A 16,496-nucleotide genomic window follows, 5' to 3' on the forward strand; every position below is an offset into this window, starting at 1 on the left:
CGGGACGGCCGCAGCCCCTGTCCCCTCTGGTTCAGAGCCCGGGCGGGCGGCAATCACGCGAGCCTGCGAATCGGGGACTGCAACTTTCGCTCGGCGCACGAGTTGTGTGCGCGACTGGTACGGGGAGGAGGAGCCGCGGCCTACTGGCATCGCCATGCTCGCGGACTCCTCGACCAAGCACCCTCCCTGCCGACCAACACGATTGGAACCCTGCTCACTGTTTCACGTGAAACGGCCCCGCTACGCCTCGTAACCGAGCAGTTCCAACAACCGCTGCAGTTCGTCCTCCGAGTGGAAGTGCAGTTCTATCTTGCCCCTCTTGCCCCCTGTGACGCGAACCCGTGTGCCGGCATGGCGCGCGAGCTCCTCCTCCAATGAGCGATACCGGCCGTCGGAAACGTCGCGCGGCCGCTTCCCAGAAGGCCTCCTGAGCGCTTCGGCCTGCCGAACCGTCAGCTGCTTCTCGATGATGGTCTGCAGCGCCCACGCCCGATCGGCTTCGGGTTGGGCGAGGATCGCACGCGCGTGACCTGCGCTTATCTTCCCTGACTCCAAGGCGGCAAGAGCCTGCGGCGGCAGCGAAAGGAGCCGAAGTGAGTTGGCTATAGCGCTGCGGCTCTTCCCAACGGCGCGGCCCACATCCTCCTGGCTGGCGCCGAACTCCAGCAGCTGCTGGAACGCCCGCGCCTCCTCCACCGGATTCAGGTCCTCTCGCTGCAGGTTCTCGACGATTGCGATCTCCAGCGCTGCCTGGTCGTCCAACTCCCGGACCACGACCGGCACCGCCTCGAGTCCGGCCTCTTTTGCAGCCCGGTAGCGCCTCTCCCCCGCCACGATCTCGTAGCCGCCCTCGACCGGCCTAACGAGCAGCGGCTGGAGAACGCCCTTCTCGGCGATCGACGCTGACAACTCGGCGATCGCGGCCGGATCGAACACCTTGCGGGGCTGCCCTGGCGCGGGCCTGATCTGGTCGAGCGGAAGGGTCTGCGGCGCCCTTTCCGCCTTGGGGAGGAGCGCGTCCAGACCCCGGCCCAATCCTCTAGGTTTGGCTGACACGGCGCAGAACCTCCTCGGCAAGCTGAAGATAGGCCTCGGCCCCGGTCGAGCCTGGAGCGTAATCGAAGATCGGCTGGCCGTACGACGGGGCTTCGGCCAAGCGGATACTGCGGGGGATTACGGTCTCGAAAACCTGAGGGCCCAGATGTGCTCGCACGTTGTCCTCGACCTGTTGGGAGAGCTTGGTACGGGTATCGAACATCGTCAGCAGGATCCCCAGGATCGTCAGATCACGGTTGAGACCGCTTTGCACGCGACTCACGGTATCGAGCATCCCGGCGATGCCTTCCAACGCGTAGTACTCGGTCTGAAGCGGAACGATGAGCAAATCGGCAGCAGCGAGCGAGTTGAGTGTCAGCGCACCCATCGACGGCGGGGCATCGACGATTATGAAGTCGTAATTGGGCCTGACCCCTATAAGCGTTCTCGCCAGCAACTGCATGTTCTCGGTCGAGGCGTCGAATTCGACCGCAGCACCGGCCAGGTCGGCGGAGGCGGGGATCACATATAGGCCTTGGTCTCCGTAGTGAAGTACCGCCTGCCGGGCCGGCACCCGCCCCACCAGGACGTCGTAGATCGTCCTCTCCGGAGCGGTTATGCCGAGACCCGAACTAGCGTTGGCCTGCGGATCCAGATCTACCAGGAGGATACGCCGCCGCGCAGCCAGGGCACTGGCGAGATTTACAGCTGTAGTGGTCTTTCCGACGCCCCCTTTCTGGTTGATCACCCCGATGGTGGGCAAGCGGAACCTCCAGACACCAGAACTGCGACCAGCGTACCATGCGTCGAGAGCGGCTCCTCACGGCACTCGTCCACAGCTGAGCCAGTCTGGGCTTCGACTTCGCTCACCTCCTCCCTCCACCCCCCGCCCTTGCGGCTCACGAGCCAAACCTTCTCACCGTGCAAGTGCCGAGTCGAGACGAACACTTCTTTCAGCGTGCCCACCGCTTGCGCGACGATCACCTCTGCACAGGGCGACGACATCTCCAGGACATCCCCCTGCTGAACTGATACGTTCTCCATGCCGAGTTGTGAAACGGCGATGCGGAGGAACGCCGCCCTCCGGCGGCGGCGCTCGACCAGCGTTAACTGATGTCGCGGCAGCCTGAGCGCCATCGGAATGCCGGGTAGACCGACTCCGGAACCGAGGTCGATAACTTGGCAGGGCGCGGGGGAGAGCGACTCGACGAGATCGCCGTAGCGCAACGCCTCCGCTACCATCTTGTCTATATCCGTGACAGCCGCCTCGGACATCAGGTCGAGAGAACGGTGGTACTTCCTGATCAGCCCTACGTATCTTTCGAGTGATTCAGCCAGCGACTGTTTCACGTGAAACACTCTTCCGCTTCACGTGTACCAGCAGGGCGGTGACATCGCTGTCACGGACGCCCCGAAGACGCTGAGCGGCACCTAGCGTAGCGGGTCGGCTTCGCCGAAGCACGTCCCGTCCCTCGTTTGACAGGCTCTGCACGCTGCCATAGTCGATCCCTGTCAGCTCCAAGGCCTCGTACTCCTGACGCTTCTCCAGCTCCCGACGACTGCGCTCTATGTAGGCCGCATACTTCACCAGGATCTCGACGCGCTCCTCCTCCTTGCGGGACAGAGGACCTTCCGGCTCCCCGACCTTCGCCACCACATCTCGGTAGCCCATACCGGGGCGCGAGAGAAGCTTGGCTCCAGACTCACCGCCGACCCGAACCGTCCCCAGCCGCTCGACCTCATGCATCACTCGCGACTGGCTCCGCTGACTAGCGGCCAACCTGTCGTCACCGACCAGGCCCCATTCGTGCCCGCGCGGGAGAAGTCTCTCAGTGGCGTTGTCCTGCCGATGCAACAGACGGTACTCGTTGCGCGAGGTAAGCATCCTGTAGGGCTCGTCTATTCCCCAGCGCACCAGATCGTCGAGCAGGACCCCGATGTAGCCCTCGTCCCGCCGAACGGTCACGGCGCCCAGTCCACGAGCACGGCGGGCAGCGTTGACCCCTGCGATCAAACCCTGCGCCGCCGCCTCCTCGTAACCGCTGGTGCCGTTGATCTGGCCGGCACTGAACAAACCGGGTAAGCGCTTCGACATGAGCGTGACGTCGAGCTGTGTCGGATCGAGCGCGTCGTATTCAACGGCGTAGGCGTAGCGCTGGATGACGGCCTTCTCGAAGCCGGGCAGCGTACGGATCATGTCGTCCTGCAAGACAGGAGGAAGAGAGCTCGAGAAGCCCTGCAGATATACTTCGCTGGTTTCCACCCCATCCGGCTCGACGAACAGCAGATGCCGATCCTTGTCGGCGAAGCGCACTACCTTGTCCTCGATGGATGGACAGTACCTGGGGCCGGTCCCCGCGATGTCACCGCTGTACATCGGCGACTCGGCGAGGTTCTCCTCTATGAGACGATGAGTCTCCCTGGTCGTGTGCGTCAGCCAGGTCGGACTCTCGGTCGCCCGGGGGCCGGGGTTGCCGGTGAAGGAGTTTGCCGGATCGTCGGGCGGAACTACTTGCAGCACCTCGAAGTCGACCGAGTCAGCGCGGATCCGCGGCGGGGTGCCCGTCTTGAAGCGCAACAGGTCGTGCCCCGTCGCCCTAAGGCTCTTCGACAGGTGGCGTGCCGGCGCCTCGCCCTGCCGTCCCGCCTCCCTCCTCATCTTGCCGTACCAGACGACACCCGCCAGGAAGGTTCCAGTGCACAGCACGACGCTGGGTGCGTCGAGTTCACGGCCGTCCGTAAGAGCGCACCCGGCAACCTCACCCCCATCTACCAGGAGCGCCGCGACCTCACCGCGGACGATCTCGATACCGATCGTCGACTCGATCAGTTCCCTCGCGGCCGCTGCATATCCGTCGCGTTCGTTCTGAACTCGCAGAGATTGCACAGCTGGGCCTTTGCTCCCGTTGAGCGTTCGGGCGTGGATCGCGGTGGCGTCGGCGAGCCGACCCATGACGCCGCCCAACGCTTCGATCTCGAAGACGAGTTGCGACTTCCCGGGACCGCCGATCGCGGGATTGCACGGCATCAGGCCGATGCGATCGGGGTTGGGCAGCACGAGAGCGGCAGACCCACCGAGCCGGGCAACAGCGTGTGCTGCCTCTATCCCGGCGTGACCTCCGCCAACCACGATCGCGTCGAATCGCGAACTGCTCACCAATACCCCCATCCGGTAATCGTCAACGACCGGCCGAACGGCTAGTCCGTACCGGACCGGATCGAACGAACCCACAGTATAGCGTCAGAGTCGCTCGAGCCATGAATCGCACACTGGGCAGGGGAGGCCGATGGAGCGCGATTCTCCTCTTCGGAGCGGCCGGCCGGGTCTGTTAAACTGCCCTTCGCCAATGGAGAGGCCCCACCCGCAGTGAGTCGAGAAACAGCCATCTGGGAAGATATCCTGGACTTCGTGCAGGATCAGATTCCGGACGTCGAGTTCCGGACCTGGTTCAAGCAGGTGAAGCCGCTGGGGATAGAGGAGGGCACCTTCATGATAGGCGTGCCCCACTCCTTCGCCAGGGACTGGCTCAAGAACCACTACGGCGGCGTCCTGGAGCAGGCCCTCAAGGACCTCGGCGCCAGCTCTCCACGCGTGGGCTTCCAGGTAGTCCCGTTCCAGACGAACGAACAGCAGAACCTCTTCGCCGGCGACGGCGGAACCGACAAGAGTTCGAACGGGGAAGAGGCGAAGCGGGCCAAGGCACCCAAACCGGTTCTGAATCCGAAGTACGTCTTCAGCAACTTCGTGGTGGGTCCCAACAACAACCTGGCCCACGCGGCGGCACTGGCGGTTGCCGAAGCACCTGGTCGCGCCTACAACCCGCTCTTCCTCTACGGCCAGGCCGGGTTGGGGAAGACTCACCTGATGCACGCGGTCGGCCATTCGGTTGCCGACCGGTTCGCGGATCTCCAGGTCGAGTACGTGACCACCGAGACGTTCACCAACGACCTGATAAGCGCCATCCGCGAGGATCGGATGACGCAGTTCCGTGAGCGCTACCGTTCGATCGACCTGCTGCTCGTGGACGACGTGCAGTTCATCGCCGGCAAGGAGCGTACCCAGGAGGAGTTCTTCCACACTTTCAACGCCCTCTACGAATCAGGCAAGCAGATCATCCTCTCCTCCGACCGTCCGCCCAAAGACATACCCACTCTCGAGAACCGGCTCCGAAGCCGTTTCGAGTGGGGTCTCATCACCGACATACAGCCGCCGGAGCTGGAAACGCGCATCGCCATCCTCAACATGAACGCGGAGTATCGCGGCGTGAAGCTGCCGAACGAGGTAATCGACTTCATCGCTCGTCAGGTGACCTCGAACATCCGCGAGTTGGAGGGCGCGCTCGTCCGGGTGATCGTGTACGCCAGCATGAACAATACTGCTCTCGATCGGCAGACTGCGGCCCACGCACTATCCGACGTCTTCACTCAAGGCGACATGAGTGTGACGATGGACGACGTGCTCAGGGCGACGGCCCGACAGTTCGAGGTGGAGGCAGCCGACATCAAGTCGAAGGGAAGGCGTCAGGAGCTGGTGCTTCCTCGCCAGGTAGCCATGTACCTGATCCGTGAGCTCACCAGCCACTCCTACCCCGAGATCGGCCAGTTCTTCTCGGGTCGCGACCATTCGACCGTCATGTACGCGGTACAGAAGGTCACCGACCGCCTCGAGGGCGACGGGGGGTTGAACGCGCGGATCAGGTCGATCCGCGACGAAATCGGTTGAACAGACCGGCAGAAAGGACGAGTCGGAACGACCACTGGCAGAAGCTATCCAGCGGTCGTTCCTCTCTTCGCACGGTCGTCGCGACCGGAGCCTGTGGACAACCGTGCTGAAAAGTTGTGGAGAAGCTGTGGACCCGGGTGTGGAGTAAGCGTGCCCGACACGCCTTGTGAAAACGTGTGGACAAGATCGGACATTCTCCACAGCCACCCCCTACTTATCCACAGTGTTCTCAACAGCCGGATCTTCGTGAGGTACAGCCCAGCCGACCCTTTTCCACAGTTTCCACAACACCTACTATTACTGTCGTTTCCACTCTTCGAGACCGAAATTCCAGTCCCTAGACCCTCACCCGTTGGTTTCCGATCGCTCAGGATCATCGAGGAAAGAAAGGGCTCCTCGTTTCAAGGATCGGGAGCAACCAGTGAGAGGGAGAGGGGCTTGTGATACTGCTTGGCTAAGGAGGAAGCTTCGCCGGCAGCGGCCGAGCAGGGGCGACACGTGAGCCCCCGAGAGGGTATGCTCTGTGCGGCATGGCCCCGGGAGTTATCTGATGAAGGTCCACGTATCTAAGAATCATCTGGCCGACGTATTGGGACACGTGGAGCGGATCGTGCCGGCACGCTCGTCCAACCCTGGCCTCAGCCTGGTAAAGCTGGAGCTCGCGGAAGACTCGCTCATATTCAGCGGCTCGAACATGGACATGGACATCGAGACGCGCGTCACGGCAGATGTGACCGGGGAGGGTGCCGTCGCGGTACCGGCCCAGGTCTTCGGCCAGGTCGTTCGAGCGCTGCCGGGGGACCAGGTCGAGCTGAGCCTCGACGAGAAGGAGATGGAGATCGTCTCCGGGCCCTACTCGACGAAGCTTCAGCTGGTAGACGCCTCGCAGGCGCCGGTCATAAACTTCACCGATGACTTCGGTGGGGAGCTGGATGGCGCCGACCTCGTCACGGCGCTCTCGAACGTCCGTTATGCCGCTGCGACCGCCGACTACCAGGCGATCTTCCGGGGAGTCAAGCTGGAGTTGGCCGACAACCATACCAGGGCCGTGGCGAGCGATGGATTCCGCTTAGCCTACTACCACCTCGACAGCTCCAGCGGACTCGATGCCAACCTCGTCCTGCCCGCCCGTAGCGTCGAGGAGCTGGTGAGAATTCTCGATGACGGAGCCGCGCGCCTGGCGGTAGGCGAAGGACAGCTGATGATTGCCACGCCCTCCACTCGCCTGAACGTGAAGCTGATGGAGGGTAGTTTTCCCGACTACGAGCGAGTGATCCCCTCCTCCTTCCCGGTGAGCGTCACTACGAACGCCAAAGCGTTGAGTGAAGCTGTATCGCGGGTGGCGCTCATGGCAGACCGCACGACCAACAATCGTGTGGACATGTTCGTCAAGGACGGCACCATGCAGATCACGGCCGAGGGCGCCTTCGGACGCGCCCAGGAAGCTGTGACCGTCAACCAGGAGGGGAGCGATCCCGAGATCGCCGTGGCGTTCAACGCCAAGTACCTGGTGGATGCGGTCTCGCCGCTCACCGGCCAGGTCAGCATCTCACTCTCGCGCGAGACGGCCCCGAGCGTGATGGTGAACCCGGAGAAGCCAGGCTACCTGGCGATGGTGGTACCTCTCCGTACAGGCTAGTTGCGGCGGCCCACGCCGCCTGCATGCAGAGCTGGGGTCCGCAGGAGGACAGTCATGACTCGCATCGAAGACATCCGTGCCCTCGAACTGCTCGACTCCCGGGGAAATCCGACGGTTGGCGCCACCGTTCGCCTGGAGAGTGGCGCCGAAGGCACGGCGCTAGTTCCTTCGGGAGCCTCCACAGGAGCCCATGAGGCGGTCGAACTGCGCGATGGCGGCAGCCGCTACCTGGGCAAGGGGGTGAGCAAGGCGGTAAGCAACGTCAATGAGACGATAGCGGCGGAACTGATCGGCATGGACGCCTTCGACCAGATCGCCCTGGATCGAGCGATGCTCGCCCTGGACGGCACCCCTAACAAGGCGCGGCTCGGCGCCAACGCGATCCTTGCGGTGTCGCTTGCGGCGGCCAGGGCTGTTGCCGCCACACTCGACGTGCCGCTGTACCGATACCTGGGCGGCCCGGCTGCCCGGGTGTTGCCGGTCCCCATGATGAACGTGATCAACGGTGGCAAGCACGCGGACAACCGGGTGGACATGCAGGAGTTCATGCTCGCCCCGCTAGGTTTCGACAGCTTCCGCGAGGCGCTGCGGGCCGGGGTCGAGACGTTCCACAACCTCAAGAAGGTGCTCTCGGCCCGGGGCTACGACACCAACGTTGGGGATGAGGGCGGTTTCGCTCCCGATCTGGCAAGCAACGAGGAAGCGGTCGAAGTGATCCTCGAGGCGATCGAGAAGGCCGGTTACGAGCCCGGCGCCCAGATAGCCGTCGGGCTCGATCCCGCATCTACCGAGTTCTTCGACGGCAGCAACTACCGTCTTGCGGCCGAGGACAGGACCCTGAGCAGCAGTGAGATGATCGGCTACTGGGGTGAATGGGTGGAGCGGTATCCGATAGTCTCGATCGAGGACGGCTTGGCCGAGGACGATTGGAGCGGCTGGGCCGAGCTCACCAGAACCCTCGGCGACCGCACCCAGCTGGTGGGCGATGACCTGTTCGTGACCAATGTCGAGCGCCTCGGACGGGGGATAGCGGAAGGGGTAGGCAACGCCATCCTCGTCAAGGTGAACCAGATCGGAACACTGACCGAGGCGTTGGAGGCGATCGAGTTGGCGAAGGCCAGCGGGTACCGGGCGATGATCAGTCACCGCTCGGGGGAGACCGAGGACGACTTCATCGCCGATCTCGCGGTCGCGGTCAATGCCGGTCAGATAAAGACCGGTTCCGCCAGCCGCAGCGACAGGCTCGCGAAGTACAACAGGCTCCTGGCCATCGAGAACGAGCTCGGTGACGCGGCCCTCTACCTGGGCGGGAAGGCGTTCCGAGGGTGAGCCCCCGCCGTACCAAGATCGTGGCCACGCTGGGCCCCGTCACCAGCAACAAGGAGATGATCGTCGACCTCATAGAGGCCGGCGTCAACGTTTTCCGTCTCAACTTCTCGCACGGCACCCGAGAGGTGCACCGCGAGAACATCGAGATGATCCGTACCGAGAGCGAGCGGCTCGGCAGATCCGTTGGCGTGCTGCAGGATCTGCAGGGACCCAAGATCAGGACCGGCACCTTCACGGACGGCCGCGTCTTGCTGGAGGTAGGCTCCCGGTTCGACTTCACCTGCGATGACGATTCGCCCGGCGACTCGAAACGGGTCGGCGTCACCTACAAGGGTCTCTGCAACGACGTGAAGATCGGTGACACGCTGCTGCTCGACGACGGCCGCCTGGCGGTTCAGGTCACCGCTCTCAAGGGACCCCGCATCGAGACCGAGGTGACGCTGGGTGGTGTCCTGTCGAACAACAAGGGGATCAACATCCCCGGCGCCGACCTGAGCATCCCCGCACTAACCGACAAGGATGTCGAAGACCTCCTCTACGGGGCGGAACTCGAGGTCGACTGGGTGGCGATAAGCTTCGTGCGCTCGCGCGACGACCTGCTCCTGGCGAGGCACTACCTCGCGCGTGCCGGTTCGAGCGCCAAGTTGATGGCGAAGATCGAGAAGCCGGGTGCGGTGCAGCGGTTCGACGAGATCCTCAGTGAAGTGGACGGAGTGATGGTCGCCAGGGGAGACCTGGGTGTCGAGATGCCTCCGGAGCGGGTGCCGCTCATCCAGAAGCGACTCGTCCGCGCCTGCGTCGAAGCAGGGAAGCCGGTGGTTACGGCTACCCAGATGCTCGAATCGATGATCCAGAATCCCACTCCGACAAGAGCGGAAGCCAGCGATGTCGCCAACGCCATCTACGATGGCACTGACGCGATCATGCTCTCGGCAGAGACGGCGGTGGGATCGTACCCGGTGGAAGCCGTGCGGATGATGGATCGGATCGCTCGCTCTGTAGAAGCAGACGACAGTTACCAGACCAACATGCGCGAGCATTACCCCAAGCCCGACGAGACCACCGCCGATGCGGTCTCGCTGGGAGCCTGCCAGATGGCCTTCAACCTGAACGCCAACCTGATCGTCACCTTCACCTCCTCGGGTACGACGGCGATGAGGGTGTCGAGGAACAGACCCGCATCGCCGATACTGGCCATCACGCCCAGTGAACGCGCTTTCCGGCAGATGAGCGTCGTGTGGGGGGTCATCCCCCACCGCAGCAACGAGATCCACTCGACGGACGAGATGGTCACGGTCGCGAGCCAGGCGATAAAGGAGCTCGGACTGGGCCTGGTGGACAGCCGTTTCGTCATAACCGCTGGAGTTCCGTTCGGGATGCGCGGCACGACGAATCTCATCCGCGTGGAGAAGATGCAGTAGAAGAGGCGGCACCCTACGGGAACCGCCTCCGCCCATCGTTCGGGTGAGGATTACTCCTCCGGCAGAACCTTTACCTGCAGGTCGATCTGCACGTCGGGGTGCGGCTTGTAGGGGATGGTGTACTCCCCGATGGTTTTGATCGGCTCGGGGAGGTCGATCTTCCGGCGTTCGATCTCTACGTCGTAGGCGGCCTGAACCGCTTCGGCGATGTCACGGTTGCCGACCGAGCCGTAGATGCGCTCTTCCCCGGCCTTGACCCGGATCTCGATGACGGCATCAGCGAGCATCTCCTTGAGACGCTCGGCGTCGCCCTTCTGCTCCGAAAGCTGGCGGGCGCGCTGGGCGAGCCGGGCCTCGAGCTCGGCGCGGTTCGACCTGGTAGCCGGCAACGCCAGACCTTGAGGGATCAGGAAGTTGCGGGCGTGCCCGGGCCGGACCTTGACCATCTCGCCCGCATCGCCCAACTTTTCGACGGGCTCGAGCAGGATGACGTTCATCTGCGGACCAACTTCTCCGTGATCGGAATGATCGCTAGCGTGCGGGCACGTTTGATCGTAGTAGCGAGCCTGCGCTGGTGCTTGGCACACGTGCCGGTACGGCGACGGGGCAGGATCTTGGCGGTATCGCTGATGAAGCGGCGCAGCATCCTGCCGTCGTGGTATGCGGTGATCTCGAGGTCGCCGGTGCAGAACTGGCATACCTTCGGACGACGACCCCTGCGGCCGCCTCCGCGTTTGTCACGGCCGCCCTTGCGGCTGTCTCTTCCTCTATCTCTTGCCATCTAGAAGGGTAGATCCTCTTCCGGTGGAAACTCTTCGTCTATATCAAGCTGACTCGCCTGGGCGCGCGAAGCCACGGGCTCCGGGCGGGTACCGGCTCCACCAACACCGGGACCACGGGTCAGGAACTCGACGCGCGACCCTTCGATGCGCGTCGTGTATCTGCGATTACCTTCTTTGTCCGTCCAGGAATCGTTCACCAGGCGGCCGATCACGAAGACCGGATCACCCTTGGCCAGCTCTCCGCAGGCCTCGGCCAACTCGCGCCAAACGTTCACGTCGACGTAGTGTGTGCGCTCCTGATCGGCGCCGCTCTTGTCGCGGAATCGTTCATTGACGGCGACACTGAAGCGCGTGACAGCGCTTCCCGAAGGGGTGTAACGGAGTTCGGCATCACGGGTTAGGTTGCCGATGATCATCACCTCGTTGAGGGCATTGCGAAGGCGCTGCTGCCCCCTCGCGTCCTCGACGGTGGCGCTGTCTCTGCGCGGACCGAAACCCATCACCTCGACCCGGTTCGCCTTGACGTCGAGCGCGCTGCGGCGCTGACCTTCCTGGCTTTCCCACGAGCGGTAGTCGAGCCGTCCTTCGACGAGAACGGGCATTCCGGCTTCGAGCTGGTTCGCCAGAGACTCGGCTTGAGCACCGAACACGGTTACCCGGTGATACCAGGCAAGCTCACGTGGCTGGTCGTCATCCCCGATGACGTGGTCGTTGCCGGCCAGGTTCATCTCGAGGATGGCAAGGCCACCCGGGGTGTAACGCAACTCCGGAGCCTGGGTAAGGGTACCTGCCAGGTATATGTAGTTCAGTCCTCTAGCCATGATCTTCTCCTACGCCCTGGTGAAGCGGTAGACACTAAGCTGGCCTCAATCGGTTGCTTGTGCTTCCTGGGGAGCGGCGGGCTTTCTCGTCCTCCACTCCGGACGATCCTTCACGACCAGCACTCGCATGACGTTATCACGCTGTCTCAGGGCCGCTTCGATCGCCTTGGGCGTTTCGCCAGACAGGTTTAGGCGATAGATGATGTAGTACCCCTCGTTCAGCTTGCGTATCGGATAGGCAAGCCGTCGGGAGCCCCACTCGTCGACATCCACGACCTCCCCTCCGACACGCTCGACCTGAGCGGCGACGGCGTCCTTCTCCGTCTGAAGCTGCTGTTCACTGAGGTTCGGGTCGAGGATGAGGTTGAGATCGTATACACCTTGGCTCGGCATGAGTCACCTCCTTCACGTGGCCGGTGGCGGTCCGCCCGACGCTTCGGTTCCGTTCACGATCCGACGATGTTCGAGGGAAATCGACCGGGTGCCGGTTCCGAAGATGGGCCGGGAGGTCTCCGCCCTCTCCAGCACAGGCTCGCCGCATATGCGGCAAATTGCGATTGTAGCACGTGTTCCCTGGTCCGGGCCGGCCCCCCGGCGACGGCAGCCCAGCAGGAGCAGAGCGAGGAATATGGTGGTCCTAGCTGCCGGTCACCTCATCCGCCACCCGCTGGGCGTCCCGTATGCAGTCGTTCACCGCCACGCCGCTCAAGGCGTTCCCGGCGAGCGCGAGTCCGGGCATGGACCGTACGGCGGCGAGCGCCTCGCCGATCCTGGAGAGATGGCCCGGCAGGTACTGCGGGATGGCGCGCGGGATGCGAACGGTCTCGCTCATCAGCGGCTCTGCTGTGATGCCCATGGTGAGGCGAAGGTCGCGGCGTACCGCTGCCAAGGCCTCGGCCTCGTCCAAGCTGGCGAAGGCCGGATCGACGCTGCCGCCCGCGATGACCCGCAGCAGTACCGTTCCCGGCGGGGCGCTCCCCTCGAAGAGCGCGGAGGTCCATATGACGCCCAGGCTCCTGACCCCTTCGCCGCGCGGAACGAGGAAGCCGAAGCCGTCCAGAGCGTGCGGCACGTCGACGCGACCGAACGCGAGGGCGAAGACGGTGACGTCGGCGTAGGGGATCTGCCGCAGTGGGGCGGCTGCCGCGGGCAAGAGCGGGTGCAGCAGGTCGGCGCTCACGAAGGCGGGGGTAGAGAGGACGACGCGGGCCGCTGCCAGCCTCTCTCCCCCTGCCAGCGTCAGCTCGAACCCGGAGTCCGCAGCCCACTTCAAAGATTCGACCTCGGCGCCTGCGACGACGCTCTCCCCCAACTGCCGGGCCAGCTCGGCAGTGAGGGTTCCCATCGATCCTGGAGCGAAACTGTAGAGGGCCGCGCTCGCCGGTCTGCCGGCTCCTCTCGAAGCCCGTTGCATCTTCGCCATCCCCTTGAGGAGGCTGCCGTGCTCGCGCTCCAGTTGCCTGATCCTGGGGAAGAGAGCGTCGACGCTCAGCTGCCGGGCGTCGCCGGCGGCGACCCCGAGGACCATCGGAGAGGCCAGCGAGCGGGCCGCCTCAGGGCCGAAGTGGCGGGCTGCGAAAGCGAAAACCGTCTCCTCGCCGGAAGGAGGTGTTCCCGCCAGGAAGGGCTCCAGCAGCGCCCGAACCTTGCCGGCGGGGGAGAGGAGTTCGCTCGAAAGGAACTCCTGGGGCTTGAGCGGTACCGGTCGCAGGCCGCCAGCGCGGTAGAGATAACGTTTGCGCGCCCGCGGCGAGGCCTCGATGAGCTCCTCTTCCAGACCCAGCAGGGATATGAGGTCGAACGTCGCCTGGGAAGGCTGGAAGCCGTTCGGACCCCAGTCGAACGTGAAACCGCCGGAGCTGCTCGAGCGAACCTTCCCGCCTGCGACCTCTTCTCTCTCCAGCACCTTGATCGACCAGTCCGGGCGCCTCCGCCTGATCTCGAAGGCGGCGCTGAGCCCCGCTACTCCCCCACCAACAACTGCGACGTCGAAACTCACGAACCCCACGATACTTTCGCCAGGGGTAGCGGAGCAGGGACAATGTGCCCGCTGCTCGCGCCGACCTTATACTCCCCCACATGACCCCGGCTGCCGAGAAGATCCAGGCGAACGCCTCCAGCTACTGCGACATCGCGCCCGGGCATCCGTACCACGGCCCCTATCACGACGAGGAGTACGGTTTCCCCGTTGCCGAGGACGACGTGCTGTTCGAGCGGCTCGTGTTGGAGATCAATCAGGCGGGCCTATCCTGGCTCACCGTGCTGCGGAAGCGGGAGGCGTTCAGAGCAGCCTTCGATGGCTTCTCTCTGGAACGGGTCGCCGATTACGGGGCGGTCGAGCGCGAGCGACTGCTCGGCGACGCCGGGATCATCCGTAACCGGCTGAAGGTCGACGCCGCCATCGAGAACGCCCGCCGGATACTAGGGTTGCGTGAGGAGTACGGCTCGTTCAAAGGGTGGCTGGACGCTCATCACCCACTTCGACACGACGAGTGGACGAAGCTGTTCCGCGCGACGTTCCGTTTCACAGGGGGAGAGATAGTGGGCGAGTTCCTGATGAGCACGGGTTACCTGCCTGGAGCGCACCGGACCGACTGCCCGGTCGCCGCGCGTATCCTCGAGCTCTCCCCGCCTTGGACGCGGCGCCCCTGATCGAGGGGTCTCTTCGCTTCGATTGGGAGCCACACGACCCTGGCTCCTGCGGATGCGGTGCTATAGCTGGGAAGTGAACCACACCGGAGTAGGTCCGGACGGATAGACCATCATCGGGGGCGAGTTGATCAGCGCGAACCAATCAGTAGCCGCGTCATCGCTGCTGGTGACGTCGGCTGTCCTCCTCTACCTGGGTGGCGTGGCTCGCGCCTGGCGTCGGGCCGGGATCGGCAGGGGTATCTCCTGGGGCCGGGCGATCGCAGGATCCCTGGGCTTCATCGCCTTGGGCATCGCCCTGAGTCCTCCTTTGGAGGCGCTGTCGGCCCTCCTCTTCTCTGCCCACATGGCCCAGCACCTCCTCCTGGTGCTGGTGGCAGCTCCGCTGCTGGTGGCAGGCGTACCGCTGCTGGCGCTGCTTTGGCTTCTGCCGTCGGGCCGGCGCCGGACCGTAACGATGACTCTGAAGAGGAGCCGGGCAGGCGGCCTCTTGTGGATGAGCGCCACTCATCCGGTGGTCGCCTGGAGCGCGTTCGTGCTGCTGCTCTGGCTCTGGCACCTGCCTTCCGTCTACGAGGCAGCGCTGACCAGAGGTAGCGTCCACGTCATCGAGCACGCCTCGCTCACAGGGGCAGCCATGCTCTTCTGGTGGGTGCTGCTCCAGCCGCTGGGGCGGCGGCGTCTGGCCCCGATCGCCGCGCCGCTGTTCCTCTTCCTGGCCACCCTCCAGGGCGGCGTACTGGGAGCGATGATCACGTTATCGCCCGAACCCTGGTACGACCAGTACCGGCGTATCGCCCAGGTTCAAGGCTACTCGGCCGCAACCGACCAGCAACTGGCAGGACTGCTCATGTGGATCCCCCCGTCGGCCGTATACCTGGGGGTCGCAAGCTGGATGCTCTACCGCAGCCTGACCGCTTCCCGAGCCGGGCACGGGCTCAGCGATCCGCGGCCCGCCGCCCGGCTCAACGCGCTTCTCGCCCTCGGCGTCGGACTGTCGATGCTCGGCGCCGCGGCGGTGAAGCGAACGCTCACCTGACGGCCCCGGCCGGGAAAGGAAGCCCGATGTCAGACGACCACTCGAACGAAGTATCTGAACGAGATGGGAGGCGAGAGCGGAAGCTGGCGCAGATAGACCGGCGCGGATTCCTCAAGGTCGGAGGGGTGCTCATCGCAGCCGGAATCCTGACGTCGTGCGACGCCTCGACGCCGCGGGAACCGACACCCGTCCCGCCTCGGCCCTTGCCGCCCAGCGCCCCCGAGTCGTTCGTACCGGGCCCTTACGAGGAGGTGCCGATGACCCCCTCCGAAGCGCCCGACCCGAACGTCCTCGAGTTCTTCTCGTCGCACGAAGCGCGAACCGTAGAAGCCCTGGCAGCAACCATCCTTCCCGGCACGGCGGACGATCCCGGCGCCCGTGAGGGCGGGGTCCTCAACTACATAGACCACCTGCTGGCCCACCGGCACGGCTTCGCCCAACCGATCTACCGGATGCCTCCGTTCGCCGAACCCTACTTCGGCGAGGAGCCTCCGGAAGAGGCCGAGGGCCCGCAACCTATCTGGGTAGAGGCCGACAAGCTGCCGCGCTACGGATACCAGTCGAGCCTCACGCCTCGAGAGATCTACCGGAAGGGGGTGCAGCAGGTCGACGCCTACTGCCGGGAGCGTTTCGGCGCGCCCTTCGTGGAACTCGCGGAAGGCGACCAGGAGGCCGTGGTGGAGACGATGGCCGAGTCGCCGGGTGAAGTGTTCGGCCCGGTAGCACCGGGGCAGCCGCAGAGGGGTGGCGGCCCACAGGATGAGGTGGGCTTCCATGCGCCGGCTCTTCGGGAGTTCTTCGAAGTAGTGCGTAACCACGTGATCGAGGGGATGTTCGCCGACCCGCTCTACGGCGGCAACAGGAACCTGGCCGGCTGGTACCTGCTCGGCTATCCGGGGGCGCAGCGGGCATACACGCCGGTCGAGTTCCAGACCGAAGGCACCGTCAAGGAGCCGCAGAGCATAGCCGAGCTGCCGCACTTCCATCCGGGCCAACCGGTGAACGAGTACGTGATCCTGCCGGTCACCGGCAGCGACAGCCGGAAGCGCCGCAGATGA

General features: G+C 64.5%; 16 protein-coding genes. 7 read left to right on the plus strand and 9 right to left on the minus strand.

The genetic code is table 11. The features are described from left to right. Positions 1 to 240 precede the first annotated feature (240 nt). The 4 genes from VF168_14660 to mnmG are packed head-to-tail and all read right to left on the minus strand — an operon-like array spanning position 241 to position 4,192. The gene (locus VF168_14660; protein HEX7005423.1) at positions 241 to 1,056 is read right to left on the minus strand and encodes a ParB/RepB/Spo0J family partition protein; all 816 of its coding nucleotides are present in this window, start codon (positions 1,054 to 1,056) and stop codon (positions 241 to 243) included. Continuing rightward, positions 1,040 to 1,798, minus strand: coding sequence for a ParA family protein (locus VF168_14665; protein ID HEX7005424.1), 759 nt, complete (start codon positions 1,796 to 1,798; stop codon positions 1,040 to 1,042). Before VF168_14665 ends, VF168_14660 begins: the two co-directional genes overlap by 17 nt. Further along, entirely contained in the window at positions 1,780 to 2,385 is a 606-nt protein-coding gene (locus tag VF168_14670) for an RsmG family class I SAM-dependent methyltransferase (protein ID HEX7005425.1), read from the minus strand. Before VF168_14670 ends, VF168_14665 begins: the two co-directional genes overlap by 19 nt. Further along, on the minus strand, positions 2,366 to 4,192 hold the full coding sequence (mnmG, locus tag VF168_14675) for a tRNA uridine-5-carboxymethylaminomethyl(34) synthesis enzyme MnmG (protein HEX7005426.1): 1,827 nt from the start codon (positions 4,190 to 4,192) through the stop codon (positions 2,366 to 2,368). Before mnmG ends, VF168_14670 begins: the two co-directional genes overlap by 20 nt. A 210-nt stretch (positions 4,193 to 4,402) precedes the next feature. Here mnmG and dnaA point away from each other — a divergent pair, with 210 nt between their 5' ends. The 4 genes from dnaA (at position 4,403) to pyk (ending at position 10,147) form a co-directional block, all read left to right on the plus strand. Next, positions 4,403 to 5,758, plus strand: a complete 1,356-nt coding sequence (gene dnaA / locus VF168_14680; protein HEX7005427.1) for a chromosomal replication initiator protein DnaA — start codon at positions 4,403 to 4,405, stop codon at positions 5,756 to 5,758. A 550-nt stretch (positions 5,759 to 6,308) separates the two neighbouring features. After that, positions 6,309 to 7,397, plus strand: coding sequence for a DNA polymerase III subunit beta (dnaN, locus tag VF168_14685; GenBank protein ID HEX7005428.1), 1,089 nt, complete (start codon positions 6,309 to 6,311; stop codon positions 7,395 to 7,397). Positions 7,398 to 7,451: 54 nt separating this feature from the next. Next, positions 7,452 to 8,726, plus strand: coding sequence for a phosphopyruvate hydratase (eno, locus tag VF168_14690; protein HEX7005429.1), 1,275 nt, complete (start codon positions 7,452 to 7,454; stop codon positions 8,724 to 8,726). Then, positions 8,723 to 10,147 (plus strand): pyruvate kinase, encoded by a 1,425-nt coding sequence (gene pyk / locus VF168_14695; protein HEX7005430.1) that lies wholly within the window; start codon positions 8,723 to 8,725, stop codon positions 10,145 to 10,147. The genes eno and pyk overlap by 4 nt, the downstream gene beginning before the upstream one ends. A 50-nt stretch (positions 10,148 to 10,197) precedes the next feature. On the opposite strand, the gene rplI is transcribed toward pyk, so the two are convergent. The 5 genes from rplI to hemG form a co-directional block, all read right to left on the minus strand. Continuing rightward, on the minus strand, positions 10,198 to 10,644 hold the full coding sequence (rplI, locus tag VF168_14700) for a 50S ribosomal protein L9 (GenBank protein ID HEX7005431.1): 447 nt from the start codon (positions 10,642 to 10,644) through the stop codon (positions 10,198 to 10,200). Continuing rightward, the gene (gene rpsR, locus VF168_14705) at positions 10,641 to 10,928 is read right to left on the minus strand and encodes a 30S ribosomal protein S18 (GenBank protein ID HEX7005432.1); all 288 of its coding nucleotides are present in this window, start codon (positions 10,926 to 10,928) and stop codon (positions 10,641 to 10,643) included. The genes rplI and rpsR overlap by 4 nt, the downstream gene beginning before the upstream one ends. Continuing rightward, positions 10,929 to 11,750 carry a single-stranded DNA-binding protein gene (locus tag VF168_14710; GenBank protein HEX7005433.1) on the minus strand — a complete coding sequence of 274 codons (822 nt, stop codon included), beginning with the start codon at positions 11,748 to 11,750 and terminating at the stop codon, positions 10,929 to 10,931. A 45-nt stretch (positions 11,751 to 11,795) separates the two neighbouring features. Further along, positions 11,796 to 12,143 (minus strand): 30S ribosomal protein S6, encoded by a 348-nt coding sequence (gene rpsF / locus VF168_14715; protein HEX7005434.1) that lies wholly within the window; start codon positions 12,141 to 12,143, stop codon positions 11,796 to 11,798. A 244-nt stretch (positions 12,144 to 12,387) separates the two neighbouring features. Then, entirely contained in the window at positions 12,388 to 13,758 is a 1,371-nt protein-coding gene (gene hemG, locus VF168_14720; protein HEX7005435.1) for a protoporphyrinogen oxidase, read from the minus strand. 71 nt (positions 13,759 to 13,829) lie between these two features. Between hemG and VF168_14725 the strand changes: the two genes are divergently transcribed. The 3 genes from VF168_14725 (at position 13,830) to VF168_14735 (ending at position 16,496) form a co-directional block, all read left to right on the plus strand. Continuing rightward, positions 13,830 to 14,402, plus strand: a complete 573-nt coding sequence (locus tag VF168_14725) for a DNA-3-methyladenine glycosylase I (protein HEX7005436.1) — start codon at positions 13,830 to 13,832, stop codon at positions 14,400 to 14,402. Between the two features lie 166 nt (positions 14,403 to 14,568). Next, the gene (locus VF168_14730) at positions 14,569 to 15,438 is read left to right on the plus strand and encodes a cytochrome c oxidase assembly protein (protein HEX7005437.1); all 870 of its coding nucleotides are present in this window, start codon (positions 14,569 to 14,571) and stop codon (positions 15,436 to 15,438) included. A gap of 26 nt (positions 15,439 to 15,464) precedes the next feature. Next, positions 15,465 to 16,496, plus strand: a complete 1,032-nt coding sequence (locus tag VF168_14735) for a gluconate 2-dehydrogenase subunit 3 family protein (protein ID HEX7005438.1) — start codon at positions 15,465 to 15,467, stop codon at positions 16,494 to 16,496.

Source organism: Trueperaceae bacterium (assembly GCA_036381595.1).
Lineage (GTDB): Bacteria > Deinococcota > Deinococci > Deinococcales > Trueperaceae > DASVCN01.